The 21,395-nt window shown below is 51.5% G+C and carries 16 protein-coding genes and 1 riboswitch; of the genes, 4 read left to right on the top strand and 12 right to left on the bottom strand.

What is annotated here, in order from left to right:
• Positions 1-68: 68 nt before the first annotated feature.
• Positions 69-1,478 (bottom strand): dGTP triphosphohydrolase, encoded by a 1,410-nt coding sequence (dgt, locus tag NST84_RS04805; RefSeq protein ID WP_342564499.1) that lies wholly within the window; start codon positions 1,476-1,478, stop codon positions 69-71.
• Positions 1,479-1,686: 208 nt separating this feature from the next.
• Between dgt and NST84_RS04800 the strand changes: the two genes are divergently transcribed.
• Together NST84_RS04800 and NST84_RS04795 are read left to right on the top strand one after the other, a co-directional pair.
• A complete protein-coding gene (locus NST84_RS04800; RefSeq protein ID WP_342564498.1) occupies positions 1,687-2,442 on the top strand; it encodes a polysaccharide deacetylase family protein in 756 nt (251 codons plus the stop codon).
• 121 nt (positions 2,443-2,563) lie between these two features.
• Complete coding sequence (locus NST84_RS04795) at positions 2,564-3,577, top strand: helix-turn-helix transcriptional regulator (protein WP_342564497.1); 1,014 nt, start codon at positions 2,564-2,566, stop codon at positions 3,575-3,577.
• Positions 3,578-3,666: 89 nt separating this feature from the next.
• Here NST84_RS04795 and modB read toward each other — a convergent pair whose 3' ends face one another.
• From modB to NST84_RS04770, 5 genes are all read right to left on the bottom strand, one after another.
• The gene (gene modB / locus NST84_RS04790; RefSeq protein WP_342566350.1) at positions 3,667-4,323 is read right to left on the bottom strand and encodes a molybdate ABC transporter permease subunit; all 657 of its coding nucleotides are present in this window, start codon (positions 4,321-4,323) and stop codon (positions 3,667-3,669) included.
• Positions 4,324-4,360: 37 nt separating this feature from the next.
• Positions 4,361-5,149 (bottom strand): molybdate ABC transporter substrate-binding protein, encoded by a 789-nt coding sequence (modA, locus tag NST84_RS04785; RefSeq protein ID WP_342564496.1) that lies wholly within the window; start codon positions 5,147-5,149, stop codon positions 4,361-4,363.
• Positions 5,150-5,369: 220 nt separating this feature from the next.
• Entirely contained in the window at positions 5,370-6,335 is a 966-nt protein-coding gene (locus tag NST84_RS04780) for a WYL domain-containing protein (protein WP_342564495.1), read from the bottom strand.
• Between the two features lie 256 nt (positions 6,336-6,591).
• Positions 6,592-7,242: a hypothetical protein gene (locus NST84_RS04775; protein ID WP_342564494.1), complete on the bottom strand. Its 651-nt coding sequence runs from the start codon at positions 7,240-7,242 to the stop codon at positions 6,592-6,594.
• Positions 7,243-7,429: 187 nt separating this feature from the next.
• The gene (locus NST84_RS04770; RefSeq protein ID WP_342564493.1) at positions 7,430-8,116 is read right to left on the bottom strand and encodes a M50 family metallopeptidase; all 687 of its coding nucleotides are present in this window, start codon (positions 8,114-8,116) and stop codon (positions 7,430-7,432) included.
• A 271-nt stretch (positions 8,117-8,387) separates the two neighbouring features.
• Here NST84_RS04770 and NST84_RS04765 point away from each other — a divergent pair, with 271 nt between their 5' ends.
• On the top strand, positions 8,388-8,915 hold the full coding sequence (locus NST84_RS04765; protein ID WP_342564492.1) for a hypothetical protein: 528 nt from the start codon (positions 8,388-8,390) through the stop codon (positions 8,913-8,915).
• Between the two features lie 44 nt (positions 8,916-8,959).
• Complete coding sequence (locus NST84_RS04760; RefSeq protein ID WP_342564491.1) at positions 8,960-9,664, top strand: AIM24 family protein; 705 nt, start codon at positions 8,960-8,962, stop codon at positions 9,662-9,664.
• A 91-nt stretch (positions 9,665-9,755) separates the two neighbouring features.
• Here NST84_RS04760 and NST84_RS04755 read toward each other — a convergent pair whose 3' ends face one another.
• The 6 genes from NST84_RS04755 to NST84_RS04730 form a co-directional block, all read right to left on the bottom strand.
• Entirely contained in the window at positions 9,756-10,211 is a 456-nt protein-coding gene (locus NST84_RS04755; protein WP_342564490.1) for a DNA starvation/stationary phase protection protein, read from the bottom strand.
• Positions 10,212-10,564: 353 nt separating this feature from the next.
• Positions 10,565-13,117: a discoidin domain-containing protein gene (locus tag NST84_RS04750; protein ID WP_342566349.1), complete on the bottom strand. Its 2,553-nt coding sequence runs from the start codon at positions 13,115-13,117 to the stop codon at positions 10,565-10,567.
• A gap of 172 nt (positions 13,118-13,289) precedes the next feature.
• Positions 13,290-14,807 carry a glycosyl hydrolase gene (locus tag NST84_RS04745; protein WP_342564489.1) on the bottom strand — a complete coding sequence of 506 codons (1,518 nt, stop codon included), beginning with the start codon at positions 14,805-14,807 and terminating at the stop codon, positions 13,290-13,292.
• 213 nt (positions 14,808-15,020) lie between these two features.
• Complete coding sequence (locus tag NST84_RS04740; RefSeq protein ID WP_342564488.1) at positions 15,021-17,924, bottom strand: PA14 domain-containing protein; 2,904 nt, start codon at positions 17,922-17,924, stop codon at positions 15,021-15,023.
• Between the two features lie 13 nt (positions 17,925-17,937).
• Positions 17,938-18,017, bottom strand: a riboswitch (cyclic di-GMP riboswitch).
• Positions 18,018-18,155: 138 nt separating this feature from the next.
• The gene (locus NST84_RS04735) at positions 18,156-19,529 is read right to left on the bottom strand and encodes a sugar phosphate nucleotidyltransferase (RefSeq protein WP_090717576.1); all 1,374 of its coding nucleotides are present in this window, start codon (positions 19,527-19,529) and stop codon (positions 18,156-18,158) included.
• Positions 19,530-20,053: 524 nt separating this feature from the next.
• A complete protein-coding gene (locus tag NST84_RS04730; protein ID WP_342564487.1) occupies positions 20,054-21,394 on the bottom strand; it encodes a UDP-glucose/GDP-mannose dehydrogenase family protein in 1,341 nt (446 codons plus the stop codon).
• Position 21,395: the final 1 nt, after the last annotated feature.

Below are 21,395 nucleotides of genomic sequence, written 5' to 3'. Positions count from 1 at the left end.
ATTGTTCCGCTTTATTTTTCCCCAATAAAAACCGGGCTCCGCGAGGGAGTCCGGGCTATAGATCGGCGTTAATCCAGATCGTAAATGGAGCCTACCTTCAGGCCGTACAGCTCATTGTATATTTTTTCGGCAAAAGCATCCGTCATTCCGGCGATGTAATCAATCACCATATGCTCCCAGGTCCAGATCGGCTTCTGCTGCCGCTGGTCCTTCTCAAAGCGCTGCAGCCAGTCGCTCGGGATAATCGCCTTGGAGGTCGCGGGATCATTGAATGCCGCCCACAGCCGGCGTAGAATCCATTCACTGCGTTTTTGCAGGCGCTGCACGCGCAGATCGCGGATCATGGTGACCCAGGCGAAGCTTTTGAGCACGCTGACCGTACGCAGCATATCCTCGTCCTCGATGCCTTCCTTGATGAACGTGACCTTCTTCCAGTCCCCGTCCTGAATAACCCCAAGGCTGGCGACAAACGTGCTGACCCAGTAAGCCTTCACCTCGCGGCGTGTGCGGGAATAGTCATTTTCGCAGGTCGGCATCTTGTCCATCCAGACGCGGAGAAATTCGCTCAGCACCGCCTCCACTTTGATATGAATGGCTTCAGGCTGCCAGCCCTTCCAGAAGGCATCCTCCAGCGTCGTAATCTTCTCCACAATCAGCCGTTGGATATAGCTATCGTGCATGAAGTGCTCATGGACTTCGATTTTGCCCGCCTTGATTCCGTCTTCCAGATCATGCGCCGAATAGGCGATATCATCGCACAGGTCCATCAGCTGGGCTTCGAGCGTCTTCTTCCCTGCCGGAACCCCCCAGTCCTTGCGGATCTCCGAAATATAATCCCATTCTGACAGATACAGTCCCTTTTTCAGCACCGTACCGGGAAAAGGATACTTGTTAATCCCCAGCAGCACGGCATCCGACAGGTTCAGCCCGTCGATATTCTCGCGTTTCTCCAGAAACATGATCAGCCGGAAGTTATGCGCATTGCCTTCAAAATGCTCATACTGCCGTTTCATATTCCCTTCAATTGTCTGCTTCTGTACCGGGCCTGCGCCTGACTTCAGCGCTTCCTCGGCTGTTTTTTTGACTATCAGCTGCTCAAGGATGTTATCCAGCACTTCTTCACCCTTATGACCGAATGGCGGATGGCCAAAATCATGGGCGATCGCTGCACACTCCACCACCTCAGGATCAATGACAAGCCCCGGGTTGTCCGCCTGTCCGGTTTCTACCTCGGGATAGGAACGCAGCAGGCTTTTGGCCGCTTCCCGGGCAATCTGTGCTACTTCGAGCGAGTGGGTCAGACGGGTCCGGTAATAATCGCCGGTTCCGGCGCCGAATACCTGTGACTTGCCCTGCAGCCGGCGGAAGGTCGGTGAATGAATCAGGCGGGAATAATCGCGCTCATAAGCGGCTCTTGACGTTTCCAGACGGGTAATCTCCGGATATTGCCTGTGCTCTCTTTTCTCAATTAGTGTCATATCCGCTGCCCCTATCCATGTTCTGTATTTAGTAACTCATTATAAGTCATTTCCGGCAAAACTTTCACTCTAAAATAGAAAAAACGCCGCATTCGCCAGCTGTGAATATTTCAGCACCGGGATGGAGCATTCTAAGGTCAAAACGCCCGTTTGAGTTCACGGGTCCGGTATGGAGTGAAACTGACAACCCATGAGAAGATTCCGCCGAATGTCTGCCGCACTACTTACTTTGTCGATGCTGCTGGCCAGCTGGTCAAGCCATGCTTTTGCCCGTTCCGATATCAAAGACCGCCAGTATCATGAGCAAAAAGGCGATATGATCTGGGAAGTGCCGGTCCGGCAGAAAGTGATCGCCCTAACCTTCGATGATGGTCCCGACCCGACTGACACTGCCAAAATTCTCGATGTGCTTGAGGAATATAACGCGAAGTGCACCTTTTTCGCCATCGGCAAAAAAATCGCCGCCTATCCCGAAATTGCCGGCCGGGTTATTTCCGAAGGCCATGAGCTGGCCAATCACACGTATAATCATGTGTATTTTAAACGGCCCATCTCGGTAGAACAGGCCATGAAGGAGCTGAAGCAGACGGAGGACGAGATCGTAAAGGTTACCGGCCGGCACAGCAGCCTGTTCCGGCCGCCGGGCGGGATGTATGATGAAACGCTCGTCAATGTATCGAACCGTATGGGGCTTAAGCCTGTACTGTGGTCCTGGCATCAGGATACACGCGACTGGGACCGCCCGGGCGTCTGGAATATCTCGAACAAAGTCATCAAGAACGCCCATAACGGCGATATTGTGCTCTTTCATGATTATGTTCATGGACAGTCCCAGACCCGTGAGGCGCTGCAGATTATTCTGCCTGCCCTGGAGAAGCAGGGCTACCGGTTTGTTACTGTTTCTGAGCTTATCGGATTGTCAGCCTCCGAGAAGGCGGAGGATGGCAGGCAGTTCGCCTATTAGGGCCCGCTCCGCCTTCTGTGGGTTCTTTAATTGCACAGGCCCGCAAAATAGGGTAGTCTTGATCTATTCATATAAGACTTGATGAGCGCTGCCGCAGTGCACCTCTAGGAGGCTTTATCCCATGTCCGAGAACACTTCCTATACAACCGAGGAACTCGCCCGGCTGTTGAAGATTTCCAAATTAAAGGTATATGACCTGATCAAAAAAGGTGAGCTGCCTTCCTACCGCGTCGGCAAGCAGATGCGGGTGGACCACTCGGATCTGGAGGCCTATAAGCAGAATTCGCGCAGCAGCGGTACATCTGCAGCTCCGCAAAGCGCTGCCCCTGTCCCTTTACAGACAGGCACGCCGTTTGTTCTGCCGCCGGCCACCTTTTCCCCGCCGCTTCACCTCCCCCCGTCTGCATCCGGGACGGCGAAGACTGCTGTAACTAACATTGTGATTACCGGGCAGGATATGTCGCTTGATATTCTGGCCACCCATCTGGAACGCAATCTGCCTTCTTCCCGGCCCCTCCGTTCCTACGCCGGGAGTCTGGACAGTCTGATCGCCATGTATCACGGCGAGTCTGATATCGTCAGCACCCATTTGCTGGATGGGGATACCGGAGAGTATAACCTCCCGTATATCCGCAAGCTGCTGGTCGGCTTCTCCTATCTCGTCGTACACATGCTGACACGCAGCGCCGGTTTCTATGTACAGCAGGGTAATCCGCGGAATATCTGCAGCTGGCAGGATTTACAGCAGCCGGGCCTGAAGCTGATTAACCGTGAGCGCGGCTCCGGCGTACGGGTGCTGCTGGACGAGCAGCTGCGGCTGCACGGAATCTCCACAGCCGGACTCAGCGGCTATGAGACCGAAGAGAACAGCCATCTGGCTGTAGCCGGCCGTGTGGCCCGCGGGGAAGCCGATGTGGGCATCGGCATCGAAAAGGCCGCCAAGATTATTGACGGCCTGGAATTTATTCCGCTGATCCGGGAACGTTATGATCTGGTGATGCTCAAGAAGCCGGAGAATGAACACTGGGTTAACGCAGTGCTCGATATTCTCCGCTCCCCGGCCTTCAAGAACGAGCTTAATTCGATTCATAGCTATGATCTTACAGGAACCGGCGAAATTATATACGAAACTTAGATCCCGGATGCATAAACCGTAAAAACTCCGGCTTTGCCTGACCGTACAGGCAAAGCCGGAGTTTTGTTTGTAAACGTACTGTTTGGATATCAGGAACGGCGGTTAACGAACATCAGCATGAGTGCTGAAATAACGATGATGGAAATGACCCACATCCAGGCGAGCGTCATATTGCCGCCGTCAACAGCAACATAAATAGCAGTCGGCACAGTCTGGGTCCGCCCCGGAATGTTTCCGGCCACCATGATGGTAGCCCCGAACTCGCCAAGCCCGCGGGCGAAGCCCAGCACAAAGCCGGCAGCCAATGCACGGCTGGCTAACGGCAGGGTAACGTACCACAGAACCTGCAGCTCGCTGGCTCCCTGAGCACGCGCAGCATTCTCAAGATCCCTATCCACTTCCTCAAAGCCGGCCTTGACTGTACGGTAGACCAGCGGAAAAGCAACAACTACAGCCGCAATAACCGCTGACCCCCACGTAAAGAGAATCGTCTGCTCTGTAAAACGTTCATACAGCTCACCGATCCAGCTCCTGCGTCCCAGAATGACCAGAAGCACAAACCCGACTACGGTGGGTGGCAGGACAAGCGGCAGCATCAGTACAGTCTCCAGCAGACTGTAGCCCGGGAATTTCCGGCCTGCCATCAGCTTGGCCACGCAGGTAGCCAGAATAAATACAATAATACTGGTAATAACAGCGATTTTGACTGAAAGCCAGACCGGGGCGAAAAATTCAGTCCAGTTAATCTCCACCCGCTTTCACCCCGCTTATCTCTATTCTCAATTAATTGGCCAGTGAAAAGCCGTAGCTTGTGAAGACGCTGCCTGCTGCCTTGGTCTGAACATAGTTATAGAAAGCCTTAGCTTCTGCCAGATGATCAGATTCCTTGATAATACCTACAGGGTAATTAATAGCCTTATGTACATGGCCGCCTACAGTAAGTGCGATCTTCACCTTATTGGAAGTAAGGGCATCCGTCTTGTACACGAAGCCTGCATCTGCATTACCTGTCTCTACATAAGAGAGCACCTGGCGGACATCCTTGGCAAACACCAGCTTGCTTTGCAGTGTATCCCATACATTCTTGGCAGTCAATGACTGCTGGGCATACTGGCCGGCCGGCACGGATTCAGGCTGGCCGACGGCCACCTTTTTGAAGGCCTTGTCAGTAAGCTGTGTAATAGTAGTGATTTTTGTTTTGGAGTTCGAAGGAACAACCAGCACCAGCTGGTTCTTTAAAAGCTGTTTCTTCTCAGTAATCAGTCCGCCGTCTACAAGCGCTGTCATCTGTTTGTCACCGGCAGAGAAAAACAGGTCGGCCGGCGCGCCTTGTTCAATCTGCTTCTGCAGGGTGCCTGATGCACCGTAGTTAAATACAAGGTCGATATCCGGATGCTGCTTCTCATACTGAACCGCAATTTTGTCCAGGCTGTCCTGCAGGCTGGCTGCTGCGGATACGATAATTTCCGTTTTCTTGGCTGCCGCCTCTGTATGGCCGCCCGCTGCCGCAGATACCCCCGTTGCCAGCAATACCGACATAACAACAGTCGCTAATTTCTTGAACTTGAACATTTGTGATACCTCCCAGAATTGCATCTAATATATTTTGATGTTATTCTAGCATATACTATTTTAGTTTACTATCGTTTAGTTATGTTTGTTTATATTTAGACATAATTAGTATATGTTATGGAATTAAACAAAGGTCAAATTCAACAATGAAGTTTAGCCATCTGTATAAAGGGCTTAAAAATCCAGGATGGATCAGGTACGACTCCTGCCCGGTCCTGGATTATCTGTAAAGCATCAGCCATTGCTCCATATGATATCTCAGCACATCCCTATAATAGAAGGGCTCGAGAATTTCGGCCTCCTCCTCAAACTTCATCAGCCAGCGGACAAAAGCGATATCCTCCTCAATAGCCACTTTAAAATGCATACAGCCGTTTCGCCTGTCCACCCTGCTGGGCTTCACCGGCAGTTCTTCATACTTCAGCCGTTCCATCATCCGCTCAGAGAATCTGATTCTGAATTCAATCTGCACACTGTCCTGATTCAGATTCCATTTCTGTGACATGAAAGCCTGCAGGTCAAAGCGCTCTTTGGAAAACCAGTTGTCCAGCAGGTTTACGTTGGAGAAGCCGTTAATCTGAAAAGCGCGGATCCGGCCAAACCGCTGACAGGCACCGATCAGGTAGATCCGGTTCTCTAGCGGAACAAGGCAATACGGATCAATCTGCAGCCCCTGCTCCTCCTTCCCGTTCTCATAGTAGTCTGCCTGCATGCTGCGCTGCTTCATTACAGCAGACAGTATTTCCGTAAGAAAAACCGGCTGCTCAAGCTGCATGGGATGCCGGTCCGCACCGGGCTGCCAGGCCTCCCTTTTCGCACTTTCCATCGTTTCTTCCCTTTCCGCATTTCGTTTATATTGCGCAGCCATTATTTTTTCAAAGGCCGTTTCAAATTGGGCAGGCAGCAAAGGCTTGATATCCTTCATAAGGATACGCAGCTGCGCAAATGCAGCCGCCTCAACATCCGTAAGATCTAAAGGGTACAATGCAAAATTACCGATAAAAGCATATCCCTTCCCATGTCCCAAGTGGGTAACCGGGATATGCATGGCGCTGAGCGCATCCATATCCCGATAAATCGTTCTTTCGCTGTTGCCGCAGCGTTCCGCCAGCTCACGCGCCAGAATCCCAGGTTTTGCCTGCACTAACGTGATGATGCGCATCAGCCGGATTAATCGGTCTGTCATTTTTCAGTTCCCCTTGATATATGGTAAAATAGACCCATTATTTTATATAAATTAGTTATATTTATCCATGAATGAGAATCTAATAACCGAGTCACAAAAAGATAATAGAACTATTTTACTACATTACCACATTTATATATTGCATAATCTGTACAGCGACTTATTGAACTTCGGATGAATCTATTATGTATGTCGTAATATTGCTTATCCGGCTGAAGGTCTGCTGTCCGTTTTTCCCTTAACGTAAGCAGCGGCATTATGCTTCAAGCTGCTTATAGAGCACTTCCGCCTCCTTCACCAGCTGCATATCACCTGAACGTGCTGCCAGCAGCAGCAGTTTGTCCGCCTGCCTGCGCAGCCTCTCCGACAGCACCGGATCGGTACTGTAGCTATTTAACAGTGCTGCCTCCTCCAGCACCTTCACTATCTTCAGCAGTTCCAGATGCTTCTCAACATGAAAGCTGCTGTCCAAAGCCAGTGCATCGGTATGATGCGTATACTCGAGCCCCAGCTTTTGCAGCGGCAGCTCCCTGATCCGCTCCACCGGCGGCTGCTTGTACTGCCATTGCAGCCAGAGCGCTTCATGAATTCCGGCAGGCATGCCATCGGCTTTAAACTCCAGGCAGATGTACTTGCGTGCTCCGCTATGGATCTTGCCCAGCCTGAACAGCAAGGATCTCCCTTCACCAGCTTCAGCGGTACAGCCATGAGCCCCGATAAAGGTCAGGTGTGATTCCAGCCAGATCCGCAGCTCAATCTCTCTTGCTGCCAGCTTGCGGCTTTTTTTGCGCACCTCCTCACGCGGGTTCAGGCCTTTCCATTCCACAAGCAATATTAAATTCCGTGAAGCTCCGGCAAAAATCCGGCTTCGGCTCCAAGTAAACGCAGGCTGGATACTTGCTTGCATATTTCCACCTCTTTCTTTTTTTGGTTCTTCTATTAATGTACCAATAATGGCGGACAACTCCTTGTCACGGAATATACGTTCGCCTCTATATTATCGACAAAAAAAGAGCCAATCTACTTAAAAGCAGATTGCCTCTTTACGAAATGATGTCCGTTTGTCTAAATCTGACGAAATCCTCACCCGAGCTTCACCGGCTTCTCCTGTAGCCCTGCGTACGCTCTTTCCAGAAAAAGCAGCCGAGCGACCATTTGGCGCATATTAATGAAAAGAGAAAAAATAAAGACGCCCAAACTACTGCCGGTAAAAAGGTAAGTCCGGCCAGATTCGCCGCATCCCCCGCCCTTGAGGGAGTTAGCAGCGAAGCAGAGAGCAGAAATAATGTGCTCATTACCGACTCCTCCAGTGTCAAAAAAGCCAGAAACAGATAATAGTATTTGACTGCCTTGGGCCAAAAGTACAGCAGCGCCAGATTAAGGACAATAAAGCCGCCCAGCCAGAGCATGCCGAAGCCGCCCCTGACATACAGCACCAGCATAATGAGAGCGACCAGCGAGGATAGCAGCAGCCCCCAGCGTTCCCGCCCTCTGGCATATAAATAAAACAGCAGCAGCGCAGACAGTGAAGCCAGCGGATAACCCGAAAGGGAAACCAGCACCGGCCTGAGGCCTGCTTCAACCGCAGAATAGGTTACACCGCTATGATCCGCATACAGCTCGATCCTCAGCACCTGGCCCGAGAGCAGCAGCGTTACCAGTGCATGCCCGAATTCATGGAACATCGTATCCAGGTTGCGGAACATAGAGGAGAACGGAATCAGACGCGTCAAAAGCGCAGAGCCTGCGAGAAACAGCAGTGTTTTCAGCCATTTATTCATACCTTCAGCCCCTTCCCGTTCACAGTATACGTCAATATCCTGCCGGAGGGAAAGCCAAATGAAACCTGACTGTCCGAATCACGGTATTACTCTTTGGTTACTGCCGGGAGCGGCAGGGTAAAAATCCTTAAACCACAATCATCCGCTATCAAAGTACAACGTCTGCTCCAGAGAACGCCAAATACTGTCAGGCTTCGATCAAAAGTGCCTATCCAACCCTCTCTATGCTAAAATAATAGCAGTAAGAACCTACTTTCAGGTGGTGAATGATATGAACATCATAAAACGCTTAACCCGCACATGGAACAAGCTGTCGTTATCAGCCCTGATGCTGCTCGGCCTTTCCGTTTATCTGCCGGCACCGGCAGCAGAAGCCAATTATTTCAGTGATTTATATAATGGATTACAGAACTTCTCTGAGCTGCCCGGCGAAGTGAACAAGCTGCAGCAGAATTACCAGGAGACTGTCGAAGAGCTGCAGCAGACCAAAGAGCAGCTCGGCCAGACCGTTGACGCACTGGGCGAAACCCAAAGCCAGCTGGGCCAGACCCTGGAGCAGATGGAGACGTACCGTGCCCAGAATGAGTCGCTGCAGGAGCAGAACCGCCAGCTGAGCCTAGTTGTTGATGAACTCAAAAATGACCGCACTGCGCGGGAAAATTATTATAACCGGATCAAGGTTACCGTGATTACCGGTGTTGCCCTTATTCTCGGCTATTTCGTCATCATCCGGCTGCTGCGCTTTACCATGCGCCACCGCTCCAGAAAAAGCGACACCTTGCGTGACAGACTGCGTTAAGGCCTTACCCTTTATTTCCGCTTCACAGGAAAGGAGTGTGAACCATGAACGTTGAGATTCAGGATGAAGGCGACAGCGGCAGCGGACAAGCTATTGCTTTTACTGTCGGAGAGAATGAAGAGGTCCATGTGCTGCACCCCCAGCAAATCATCGCCTATCAGGGTCCCTCCTCCGGACGGGCGGACCGGCTGATGGATGTCAAGGGCATGTACCGTAAGCGGAAGCTGATCCGTTCGGATCTGTCCGGGCCCTGCAAATTTACCGCAGCGCTGCCGCCAGGCTACCGGGTCAAAACCCTGCAGCTGGACGGCAAAAGCGATCTGCTCTACGACTTCAGGCATCTGTTCTTCTACAGCAAAGGCATTACAATGCAGACCCGTGTGCTGAGCATGAAGAACATGCTGGTAACCCGCGATGTGGTGAAGGTGAAATTTGCCGGGTACGGCAGCATCGGTATTCTTACCGAGGGGACGGTCTGCGAGGCTGAGCTGCATCCTACAGAGCCGCTGTACGTCGATGCAGGCAGTATTATTGCCTATCCGGAGAATGCCAGGCTTGAGCTTACCGTCTACGGCAATCACCTGGCCAGCCAGCATATGAGCTACCACTGGAAGATGACCGGCCACGGTCCGGTACTGTTTCAGGCCGGCCGCCAGAGCCGCCGTTTTGAACGGGAGCATGATGAGGATGGGATCATCAAACGTTTTTTGCGTGAGGCGCTGCCGTTCGGCGGTGTCTTCATTAAATAAGCCCAGAAAGCCCGTGCGGGTAGCGCACGGGCTTTCTTATGTTACTGCATAATCTGCTCAGGCAGACTGCAGGGCCTGCAATTAAGTATGCTTAAGCCAGAAACGCGTTCAGCATCCAGGCATTCTTCTCAACACTGGTTCTGATTCCGATCAGAAGGTCAGCTGTCGGCTGGTCGCTGAGCTCTTCCGCAGCGGAGATGGCACTCTTCAGTTCTTCGGAGACATGGGCAAAGTCCTTGATCAGCTGGGCAACCATTTCTTTGGCGCTTTCGCCGCCGGCTGCTTCCTTCAGCTCGGAGAGTGCCAGGTATTGGGTCATTGAAGAGGCCGGCTTGCCGCCGATTGCGAGCAGACGTTCAGCCAGATCATCCACATAAGTCGCAGCTTCTGTATAGAGCTCTTCAAACTTGGCATGCAGGGCGAAAAATTGCGCTCCGCTCACATACCAGTGGTAGTGATGCAGCTTCACTCCGAGCAGGGTCCAGTTAGCGGTCTGGCGGTTCAGTGCGGCATACAGTTCGGTCTGGTTATTGACTTGAGTACTCATTTTAAATAGCCTCCTATAATGAATTTATTTGTTATTGTATTTAGACTTGTTCTAAATCTATATACAATATAACACAAAGATATGCTGTCTGCAAGGTGTTTTACGTTTTTTCTGCTGCAAATTCTAGCATACCTGATAGGAGAAACCTGTTATTTGTATCACAATCAGCCATTCACAGCTATATTGACATATATCACCTGGCTGCAGGATAAAATCTGACATGAGTGGTATTGCTGGCCTTTACCCGCTTTTATAAAATGCGCAAATTCGGCTTTCCTATTCAATGCAAAAAACCCTGCCGGCAGCGGCGGGGTTCCCAATACAAGAACGCAGATATCCTGCCTTCCTGTACCCTATTCTCTTGAGTATACCTGCAGCTCCTGAATGGACCAGTAATTCCCTCCAGATCCTGTCTGCACAATTTTAATATAACGTGTCTTTAATTGAGGAAAAGGGATCCGGGTCATGCTAAGCTGTCCTTTTCCGCTAACCACCCGTTTCCAGTTCTTCGCGTCATCTGAAACGTACAGTTCGTAGCCGCGCGGATAGTCGTAGGAGGACAAACTATAATCGAGCTCTATTGCCTCTACATTATGGGGTTTGCCAAGATCAATCTGAAAATATTCTCCGGAAGCCTGATGTTTGCCGGTATCCCAGCGTGTACGCCGGTCCCCGTCAATGGCACCTCCCGGATTGGATACGTCAGTACTGATATTAGATGAAACCTTCCATTCTGAGCGGTCCAGCGGAACCAGGCCTGTCGCGGTAATCTGGACCTTACCCGACATAAGGCGCGATCCGGTTACTCTTACAGCGTAAGTATAAAGGGTACCCTCCTGCAGCTTACTGTCGGTATATCCGGTGCTCTGGACATTGGTTGCTATAACCTTCATATCCCCGCCCGAGCCGTCGGCCCGGAGCACTTCATAGCTTGCTCCGGGAGCCTCCAGCCAGCTCAGCTTCATCGATAATCCTTTGACCGCCGCGGCCTTGAAGCCCTGCGGTGCAGCATCGGCTACCTCGGAAGATGGCTCGAGGATATACTGCACCGCCTCTCCAGGCGCCAGGGTTTCGGTGAACTCAAGCTCAGGCGCTGCATTTTGTCCGGATACATAACTGCGCGCTGCCTCATAAGTATCTCCGTTGCCGTACCGCTCTCCTTCGTACACTGTTTTTTCCGGCATAGTGACCTTAACGGTTACGGTTTGTTCCGTTTCTTCAAAGTTAACGAAATTCACCAGCACCTTGTTAGAGGTTGCTCCGCTGCCGGCCAGCGGTTCCAGGGTTGAGGTATCTACAGCCCGGACATAGACCAGCTTGTCAGCCAGCTCATCCTTGTTGCTGATCTGATAGGTTAACGGTGCCCCGTGTGTGGCATAGGCAAGACTCAGCCTGCGCATGATGCTAACCCGGGAATCCTCATCATTCTTTGTGTAGTAGATTTCTGTCTTGGCCGGATCATGCTCTTCCAGATTGAAGCCGTATTTAAACAGACTGAAATTTTTAAAAAAAGCGGCGTGCTGCACAAACATATCCGCGTAGCCGATATGGGCGCGCATGATCCGGTCAAACACCGCTGCCGTAGGCTCGGAAGCCCCGTACTGGTAAGCATCGGTATGCGAATCCGAGGTGCCGAATTCAGTCGTCAGCATTTTTTTGCCCAGCCCGTCTGCCGCACCGCCGAACGTTTTAAGGTTCTCGGTGAAGCTGCCGCCGTTGCTGAAAATATAAGACTCCCCGTAGGAATGCCCGTTGGTCAGATCCGTAACCTCTTCCAGTTCGCCCCGCTGCTCCGGATCACGCTCCCAGCCGTCAGGATCACCGCACTGTTTGACTGTCCCTTTCTGATTACCGCAGGAATCGGTATTGTATCCGGGCCAGTAGGCCCAGCCAGGTGCGACCGTCTGCAGATGCGGGGCAATGGTTTTGCCCTTCGTATTCAGCCACTCGGCAATTGCCAGATTGACTGCCTTGGAACGGTTGAACAGCCCCGGCTCATTATCCACCTCATAATACTGGAAGTACGGGCTGTATTGCTGGAAGTAATCAGTGAGCTTCTTCTCTGCATCCGCCGGCAGTGAGCCGTCGGCATTCAGCTTGATGTCTCCCGTATACAGGTAGAGAGCAACCGACTGCATATTGTAGTCCTGAAGAACCTTATAATAATCCGCCATGTTAGAACAGGAGCGGCCAACGTCACTGGCACAGCTGGTACGCATGATGTTGCCGCTGTATGCAATGCCGAGCCACTTCATAATATAAGGAAGATGAGTGACTGCGCCTTCGTCAAAATAAAACTGTTTATTGTTGACCATTGTGCCTGTCAGCGTATAGCTGCCGTGAATCGGCTCCTGAATCGGCTCATTCAGCGACTCCAGGCTTAGGGCATCCCAGGTCCACCAGTTGTATTTATCCTCCATACCGGATGAATAGATTCCGCGCGCCGCCTCCAGCTTCAGCTCATTGCTCCCGGTCACCAGTTGCTCTTTCGGAATATAAAGCTCATACGTTTTACGGAATTTATATTCGCTGTCTGTACCGGCTACCCCGGCGATCTGGATAATGCCTGACAGCTGGCGGTTGGAGAAAACACTCATCTGGGGAACAGATTTGTAGGCATCAATGATGCTTACGCGAAATAAGACCCCGTTCTCCGGGATCTTATTCAGATTATAGGTGATACTCAGCTCAGGATTGGTATCCCCTCTCAGCCCCGAAGGAATGCTCTGAAGATTGGAAGGCGTTTTAGCAGAGCTGGAAGAAACAGTATAGGCAGCAGCTTTGGCACCTGCTGAACCTGCAGCCGCGAACTCTGCTGCCGACCCGTCCTGCTTACCCAGCTGCCATAGCACAGTCCCGTCAGGCAATGCCTGATCTGCATCACTTGCTGATGACAGCCTGGTCATGTCCACCTCTACCTCGCCCTGCTTCGTGCCGTCCTCTCCGAAGACAGAAACGGACACTAGAAACAAGATAGCTAATGCTGCGAATTTGAGCAGTAGATGGAGAGGTTTAATTGTTTTTTTCTTCTTATTTCTGGTCCTCATTCCCTTGTCCTCGCTTTCTTCCGGGGGTAGATTACTTAGGAGGGGTCAATGCGCTCTGGGGAATAACCCCCTGCTTCTGGCTGGCGCTCTTCCACTGCAAACCGATACTTGCATTCCCGTGATCCTCATAGTACTCGACCTTGATGTCATATGGGGTTCCGGCTTTCAGCAGAATACTTCCCTCCCGGCTGTCGCCGCTCTGCTTCTTCCAGCTGTCAATAATCAGCCGGCCGCCGATCCAGACGCGTACTCCGTCATCTGAAGAGGATATAAAGGTATATCTTTCGCTGTACAAAGGCTTGATGGTTCCGGTCCAGCGGACGGAAAAAAGATCCTTCCCGATACCGACGGCCGGCGAATCCTGATGCCAGTTGAAGTCGATTTTACTGTCATTGCGGATCAGATCTGCCCCGCCGGACAGCTCAATATTATTGAAATATTGTGCTCTCAATCCCTTGGTCTGCACACCTGCTGTCTTATTTACCTTGCTGGCCAGGTTAACGATATAGTCATCCCTGGAAACAATGTATTTATTGTTCATAAAACTGGTTATTTTCTGAGCATTATTGTTCTCCGTCAGCATTTTCCCCCATGTCATCGTATATACCCATTTACTTTGGGTTTGAGACAATGTTACAGGGTCTGGAAGCTCTCCGCTTTCGCCGATTCCAATTGGCTTCCCTTCCGCCAGCTTCAGCAGCTTATCATAATAGGATTGCTTGAAATCATTGTTGTAAATATCTGCTGCCAGAATATCCACCTTGTCAATGCCCGGAAAATAAGGATCATAGGCATCAGACGACTCATTAGGCGCATTCGGATTCCAGACCCACAGCAAATTATCCAGTCCATGTTTCACGGTCAGGCGGTTATACATAATGTCCCAGAGCTTGACGAAGTTATCCTTCTGCCCCCACCAGAACCAGCCTCCGTTCATTTCATGGTAAGGCCGCCACAGTACCGGAACTCCGGCTTCCTGCAGCTGCCCCAAATACCCGGCAATCTCATCAATATCGGCAATCAGCTTGTTATATTGTGCAGTGCCCGGGGTAACATAAGCATCAAATTTCTCCTGGCTTAGACCCATATGCACATTTTTCCATTCGTCCGAGGTTCCCGGCAGGTTCTGGTGGAAGGTCATCGCTACAATGCCTCCGCCATTATGCCAGCTGATCGCACTGTCCACAACCCACTGGCGCTGCTGCGCTATAAGAGATTTCGGCTGATTTCCAATCGCTCCAAGCTCATAGCCATGCAGCACAGCAGATTGCCCGCTGAGTGTTTTCAGCTTTTTGTTAAATTCATCAGGGCTCTCCAGATAATCATGCTGCCCTGATATCAGTCCGGTACCGCTCAGGTTTGTCAGATAACTTAGTAAATCTTCCGCCTCCGGGGAAGCGTCCGGATTAATCGGGGTAATTTCTGCCGCCGGGCCTACAGGTGTCTGGGTTACAGGAAGACTGCGCACCTCGGACCAGGGCAGCAAAGAAAGGACAAATATAATGGGCAGGACTGTCGTATATAGCCGGTACTTGCGGTAAGTGTTCAATGTTATCTCCTTTCTCCAGCCGCATAGCCGCACAGGTGCTCAAGATGTCTTTCCCGGGAGGGGATTTTTTCTTGCGACCAAAATGAGGACTATAGCTTAGTAGCCCTGCCGGTAAGCAGGGCCCTTAAGTGGACTTTGAGGATTTAGTATTGTAACAGCTCAACCAGCATCAGTGACGGCGGCGGATTTAGCAGAACACGCTTTATTGCATGATCAGGAAGCGGAGGGCAAGAATAAACTGCTGGCAGGTACAGCCGATTTGGATTGGCTTGGGCTTTCCCACATCAGCTTGGCTTTTGCATCGCCCTGGTTTTCGTAATATTCCACTTTGATATCATATAATTGCCCGGCCTGCAGGCTGATACTTCCTACGCGTTCGGTTCCGCTCTGCTTCACCCAGCTGTCGATGATCAGTGTGCCATCGACCCAGACGCGGATGCCGTCATCTGAAGTGGTATATATATTGTAGGTTTCACTAAACAGCGGTTTAATTTTTCCGCTCCAGCGTACGGAGAAAAAATCAATGCCGATTGCCGCATCCGGCGAACCCTGACGCCAGTTGAAATCCAGCACAGCATCAGTACGCACCAGAGCAGGAGCTCCGCTCAGCTGCATATTGTTAAAATACTCCGCCTGCAGTCCGTTTACTGCCGGTGCTGCTGTTGGTACCGGTGTCGGCACTGGTGTAGGCGCCGGTGTTGGTACTGGTGTCGGCACTGGTGTAGGCGCCGGTGTTGGTACTGGTGTTGGCACCGGAGTCGGTGTTGCTGTTGGCGACGGCGTTACTGTTACTGCTGCATTGTCAGCAGCATTCTTTGCAAATAATGCACTTGCCGGAACAACTGCCTTCGGCTGGCTTGGGCTCTGCCACATCATACGGACACTTGCATCGCCCGCATTCTCATAATATTCAACTTTAATGTCATACAATTGTCCCGCCTGCAGGGCAATGCTGCCGGTACGCTCGGTACCGCTTTGCTTCACCCAGCTGTCGATGACTGCTGTGCCGTTAACCCAGACGCGGATACCGTCATCCGAATTGGTAACGAACTGGTACATTTCGCTGTAGGCCGGCTTGATCTGGCCGGTCCAGCGGATCGAAAATCCGTCAACCGGAAGCACCGGGTCTGGAGCTGTCTGCCGCCAGCTGAAGTTAAGCTGTTCGTCATTGCGCACAAGCACCGGAGTACCGGATAGTGTCATATTTTTAAAATACTCACCGGTTAGGCCATTCATTACAGATTCCTGTGATGCCGAATCTGCTGCCAGCCCCGGCTTGGCAGCCTGTGCCGGCGAAGCGGTTGGCGCTGCAGTCGGTGCTGGTGTAGCCGTTGGTGCTACGGTTGGTGCTGCAGTCGGTACTGGTGTAGCCGTTGGTGCTACGGTTGGTGCTGCAGTCGGTACTGGTGTAGCCGTTGGTGCCGCAGTTGGTACTGGTGTAGCCGTTGCTGCCGGTGCTGCTGCTGCCTGACTGGCCGGATTCTTTACAAACAATGCGCTTGCCGGAACAACTACCTTCGGCTGGCTTGGGCTCTGCCACATCATACGGACACTTGCATCGCCTGCATTTTCATAATATTCAACTTTAATGTCGTACAATTGTCCGGCCTGCAGGGCAATGCTGCCGGTGCGCTCAGTACCGCTCTGCTTCATCCAGCTGTCGATGACTGCTGTGCCGTTAACCCAGACGCGGATACCGTCATCCGAGTTGGTAACGAACTGATACGTTTCGCTGTAGGCCGGCTTGATCTGGCCGGTCCACCGGATCGAAAATCCGTCAACCGGAAGCACCGGGGCCGGGGCTGTCTGCCGCCAGCTGAAGTTAAGCTGTTCGTCATTGCGCACAAGCACCGGAGTACCGGTCAGTGTCATGTTTTTGAAATACTCGCCTTTAAGTCCGTTAACCACCGGCTCCTGCAATTCAGGTGCTGGTACCGGGGCTGCTGCCACTGGTGCCGCTGTTGGTACCGGTGTTGCTGTTGGCTTCACTGTCGGTGTTGGCGTAGCTGTCGGTGTTGCTGTCGGCTTTACTGTTGGTGTTGGTGTGGCTGTTGGTGTAGCTTTCGGTGCTACCCATGTTTTATACGTGTCACGTGTCAGGGTGTAGCTGTCATTCATAAAGGTTTTGATGGTATCTGTACTGTTGTTTTCATACAGCATTTTTCCCCAGTTCATCATAAAGACGTACTTCTGCTGGGAAAGCTTCAGCTTTGCAATACTTGGCATTTCACCATTTTCACCGATACCAATCGGTTTACCGGCGGCAAGGCTGAGCAGGCTGTCATAATATTTGTTCAAAAAGTCGTTATTATATATATCTGCTGCGAGCACATCCACTTTATCCGCACCCGGGTAAGTCAGTTCATAAGGATCGGAATTGGAGTTGGGAGCATTCGGATTCCACACCCACAGCAAATTGTTTAATTGATGAACGTTAACAAAACGGTCATACATGATATTCCACAGCGCGGCAAAATTATTTTTCTTGCCCCACCAGAACCAGCCGCCGTTCATTTCATGGTAAGGTCTCCAGAGAATAGGAACTCCAGCATCCCGCAAACTTTTGAGCGAAACGGCCACTTTATCAAGATCGGCAATCAGAGCGTTGTACTCTGTGGTTCCGGGTGTTACGTATTTGTTGAATTCAGCCTGGCTGATATTCTTCTGTACATTTCCCCAGTCATATTTGGTGCCGGGCAGGTTCTGGTGAAAAGTCATGGCTACGATTCCGCCAGCCTTATACCAGTTGGTCGCGCTCCAGACGATGTTTTTACGCTGCGCAGCTACTCCACTCTCTGTCTGTCCGCCAATCGCTCCAAGCTCATAACCGTGAAGCGCTGCGTATTGCCCGCTTGTCGCCTTCAGCTTGTTACTGATTTCATCAGGACTTTCAAAATAGTCATGCTGACCTGAAATAATCCCGTTACCGGAAATAGAGTACAGGTTGTTCAACAGCTTGACTGCTTCCGCTGAAGCGTTAGGGTTTACTGGTGCTCCGGTCACAGAAGCAGCATGCGCAGATGACGGGGCAAGTCCTAAGCCCATTGGCACAGCAGACAAAAATACGGCCACAGACAACACGGCGGACAACAGACGAGACTTACGGTAAGCTTTCAACTTTTATCTTCCTTTCGGTAGCCAGGCTGCCACTTGGTAGAGGCCCTATAGCTTTGCGTCCCTATCTTTCGAGTAGGTTTGCCTTTGTCGTTTTTGAAGGAGTTATCCTTCTTACCGTAAGTATCGACTCTATGAAGTTGTAGGTTTATAGCAAAAATGAAGATTTATTAATAAATGGTTCTAAATACCTGTTTCAGCCTTGTGGAACTTGGTTAAATAGATAAATTAGGCCTATGAAATAAACTGGTGTAATTCAATATCTTCCCAGTCCAGCGTAATCCGGATGTTGTCCTCTTCCACCAGCTCAGACCCGCTCTGCACCTCGATAAACTCCACATCGGTCAGCGCCAGGATCGCATGCTTTGTTCCTTCCGGGATGCGTACGACATCGCCAGCCTTCACTTTATGCATCTTTTCATTGATGACAATACTTGCTTCCCCGCTCACAAAAGTCCAGATTTCACTGCGTTTGTGATGTAGCTGGTAGCTGATATTTTTTCCCTGCTCGATAAAAATCCGCTTCGTCAGTACTTCATTGCCCTCATCATATTTCACATAGTCGATAACTTTATAGTGACCCCAGCGGCGTTCCTCGTACATCGGTCTTTGTTCATGCGATTTCAGCACTTCCTTGATTCGCGGGCTTTCCGCCTTATGCGTAACCAGGATTCCGTCAGGGCTGGCCGCGATGATCAGGTCCTTGGCCCCGATGACTGTAATCGGAATGTCCAGCTCATTGATCAGGCAGGTCCGTTCGGAATCGGAGGTAACCACGCCCTTGCCGACCAGGTTGCTGCTCATCTCCTCGGTCAGCGTATTCCAGGTGCCCAGATCCTTCCAGAAGCCGGCATACGGCTGAACGACGATTTTTTCTTCTTTTTCCACCACTTCGTAATCAAAGCTGATGGAAGCCATCAGTTTGTATTGCTTCTGCAGCTCCTCGTAATTAAGCGGCAATCCTTTGCTCTGCAGAATATCCAGCAGATAACCGAGGCGGAAAGCGAATACGCCGCAGTTCCAAAGGGCGCCTTTGCTGATCAGGCCTTCTGCCTGCACACGGTCAGGCTTTTCCTGGAAATGGCTCACCTGAAGGTAGCCGCTTGCCCCCGCCGCATCACTGGTCGGAATGATATATCCGTATTTCTCTGACGCATGCTCAGGCACTACGCCCATCAGCGCCAGATTTGCGCCGCTCTCCTCCATCGTCTGCTCCAGCCGGACTACCGTATCGAAGAAGGAAGCCTCCACATAAGGATCGACCGGCAGGATAGCCACTGTCTCCGCCGGAGATACGCCGGCGATGGAATACAGGTAAGCCGCTGTCAGTGCAATGGCCGGGAAGGTATCGCGGCGTTCCGGCTCCACGATAATCGGCACATGGCTGCCGAGCTGGCTCTGGATGGACTCTACTTGGCTGCGGCCTGTAGCGAGGTAGGATGAGCCCGTCATCCCCGCTTCCTCCAGCTGTCTCCAGACCCGCTGTACCATCGATTCCGGTTCACCCGCCGGGCTTTCCAGTACCTTCAGAAATTGCTTGGAACGTGAGTCATTGGATAATGGCCAGAGCCGTTTACCTGAACCGCCTGATAGAAGTACTAGTTTCATGGGGAACCCCTCCTTGGTATGTGTGACGCGAAAATTTCGGGTTGTTATTGGGAGCTGTATGCTGATGAACGCTAGGATGCTCCTCTGGAATTCTTTATTGCTGCGCAAGATTCTTAGAGATTGCACTTTTATTAGAGTCACTCCAAGGAATGTTTGGGCTTCCGGCCGCTGTTGTCTTCGGATTCCCTGATTTGAACCGCTGGCCGCGGTAGAAATCCGAAGACAAAGGCGGACGCATTCGCTCCTACAGCTCCAAAATTCCTCTCCGCTCCATTCCATAACAGTTTAATTGTTAAGAACTTTTGCTTGCCTGGCCAAGTATTCCAGAAGCAGCTTGTTTGCTGTTCACGCAGGGAAAGCTCCCTGCTAAAGATCCGGAATTGCAGCTTGGTTGGCGGCAGCTAAAAATTTAGAGCCAAAGATTAAGAGCTAAAATTCAAGGGCTATAGTTATGTCATAGTTTTGCACTATGCAAAAGACACTAGATTTAAAAGCTTGCAAGCGTATATGCGTATAGCCTAACCTTAAACCGCACCGGCAACGCTTTGGGAAAAGCCGCTAAGCCCGCCCATCTGCGGACGGCCGACAGAATGATACTCAAGACCCGTGCCCTCAATCTGCTCCTTGGAGTAGAGATTACGGCCGTCGATCAGGATCTGGCGGCGCATAGTGCCGGCCAGGTGATGCAGATCGATATCCTTGAACTGCGCCCAGTCGGTCAGCAGGCAGACAGCATCGCTGCCATCCGCAGCTTCTTCCGGCACGCCGCACCACCGCAGCCGCGGATGATCGTACTGTGCCCGGAAGTTAGCGGCGGCGATCGGATCGTACAGCTTCACTGTAGCGCCCTCCGCTACCAGTGCCTCCACGATCTCGCGGGCCGGAGCCTCACGGACATCATCAGTGTTCGGCTTGAAGGCCAGGCCCCAGATGCCGATTACAGCGCCGCGCAGGCTGCCGAGCGATTCATGCAGCTTGGAGATGATCATGAACCGCTGGTCCTTGTTCACCTCGACCACCGATTTCAGCAGCTTGAACTCGTAGTCCACGTTGCCGGCGATCTGGATCAGCGCATTGGTATCTTTCGGGAAACAGGAGCCTCCGTAACCGATGCCGGCCTGCAGGAACGAGGAGCCGATTCGCCGGTCCATCCCCATGCCCTCCGCCACCATGGTCACATCAGCTCCCACTTTTTCACAAATGTTGGCGATCTCGTTGATAAAGGAGATTTTGGTCGCCAGGAATGCATTGGATGCATATTTGATCATTTCCGCACTGCGGATATCCGTGATAAAGATATTTTCCGTAAAGCCCTGATGAAGCTGGCGCATGGTCGGCTCAAGCTGCGGATTGTCAAGACCGATCACAATACGGTCCGGGTGCAGGGTATCACGGATCGCGGAGCCCTCACGCAGGAATTCAGGAGCGGAGACAATATCAAAGGGGTGGTTGGTGCGGGAAGCAATCAGCTTGCGGATCCGTTCGTTCGTGCCGACCGGAACGGTTGACTTGGTCATGATGATTTTGTAGCCTTCCATCGCCTCGGCAATTTCAGCAGCCGCTCCTTCGATATACTGCAAATCCGCTTCGCCGCCCGGCAGCGACGGGGTTCCTACAGCCAGAATGACGATATCAGAGCGGCGTACCGACTCTTTAAGATCCGCTGAAAAGGACAATCTGCCCTCACGCAGGTTCATTTCAATCAGTGCTTCAATACCGGGTTCATAGATCGGGGACTCCATCCGGTTAAGCTTATTGATTTTTTCCTCATCCTTATCGACACAGATCACATGGTTACCATTCAATGTAAAGCACACGCCTGATACAAGACCGACATAGCCGGTACCGATAACTGCCAGCTTCATA

Origin of the sequence: Paenibacillus sp. FSL R7-0345, assembly GCF_038595055.1 — a bacterium.
In the GTDB taxonomy this organism is placed as follows: Bacteria; Bacillota; Bacilli; order Paenibacillales; family Paenibacillaceae; genus Paenibacillus_AQ.
Note: the sequence above shows the minus strand (reverse complement) of the source record. Positions and strands in the feature narration are given on the sequence as shown.

Bases quoted from the DNA above. Each gene is read 5' to 3' on its own strand.
- modA (WP_342564496.1), bottom strand. From the start codon at position 5,149: ATGTTCAAGTTCAAGAAATTAGCGACTGTTGTTATGTCGGTATTGCTG.
- NST84_RS04765 (WP_342564492.1), top strand. From the start codon at position 8,388: ATGAACATCATAAAACGCTTAACCCGCACATGGAACAAGCTGTCGTTA.
- dgt (WP_342564499.1), bottom strand. From the start codon at position 1,478: ATGACACTAATTGAGAAAAGAGAGCACAGGCAATATCCGGAGATTACC.
- NST84_RS04735 (WP_090717576.1), bottom strand. From the start codon at position 19,529: ATGAAACTAGTACTTCTATCAGGCGGTTCAGGTAAACGGCTCTGGCCA.
- NST84_RS04760 (WP_342564491.1), top strand. From the start codon at position 8,960: ATGAACGTTGAGATTCAGGATGAAGGCGACAGCGGCAGCGGACAAGCT.
- NST84_RS04780 (WP_342564495.1), bottom strand. From the start codon at position 6,335: ATGACAGACCGATTAATCCGGCTGATGCGCATCATCACGTTAGTGCAG.
- NST84_RS04770 (WP_342564493.1), bottom strand. From the start codon at position 8,116: ATGAATAAATGGCTGAAAACACTGCTGTTTCTCGCAGGCTCTGCGCTT.
- NST84_RS04750 (WP_342566349.1), bottom strand. From the start codon at position 13,117: ATGACCAGGCTGTCATCAGCAAGTGATGCAGATCAGGCATTGCCTGAC.
- NST84_RS04795 (WP_342564497.1), top strand. From the start codon at position 2,564: ATGTCCGAGAACACTTCCTATACAACCGAGGAACTCGCCCGGCTGTTG.
- NST84_RS04730 (WP_342564487.1), bottom strand. From the start codon at position 21,394: ATGAAGCTGGCAGTTATCGGTACCGGCTATGTCGGTCTTGTATCAGGC.
- NST84_RS04775 (WP_342564494.1), bottom strand. From the start codon at position 7,242: ATGCAAGCAAGTATCCAGCCTGCGTTTACTTGGAGCCGAAGCCGGATT.
- NST84_RS04755 (WP_342564490.1), bottom strand. From the start codon at position 10,211: ATGAGTACTCAAGTCAATAACCAGACCGAACTGTATGCCGCACTGAAC.
- NST84_RS04800 (WP_342564498.1), top strand. From the start codon at position 1,687: ATGTCTGCCGCACTACTTACTTTGTCGATGCTGCTGGCCAGCTGGTCA.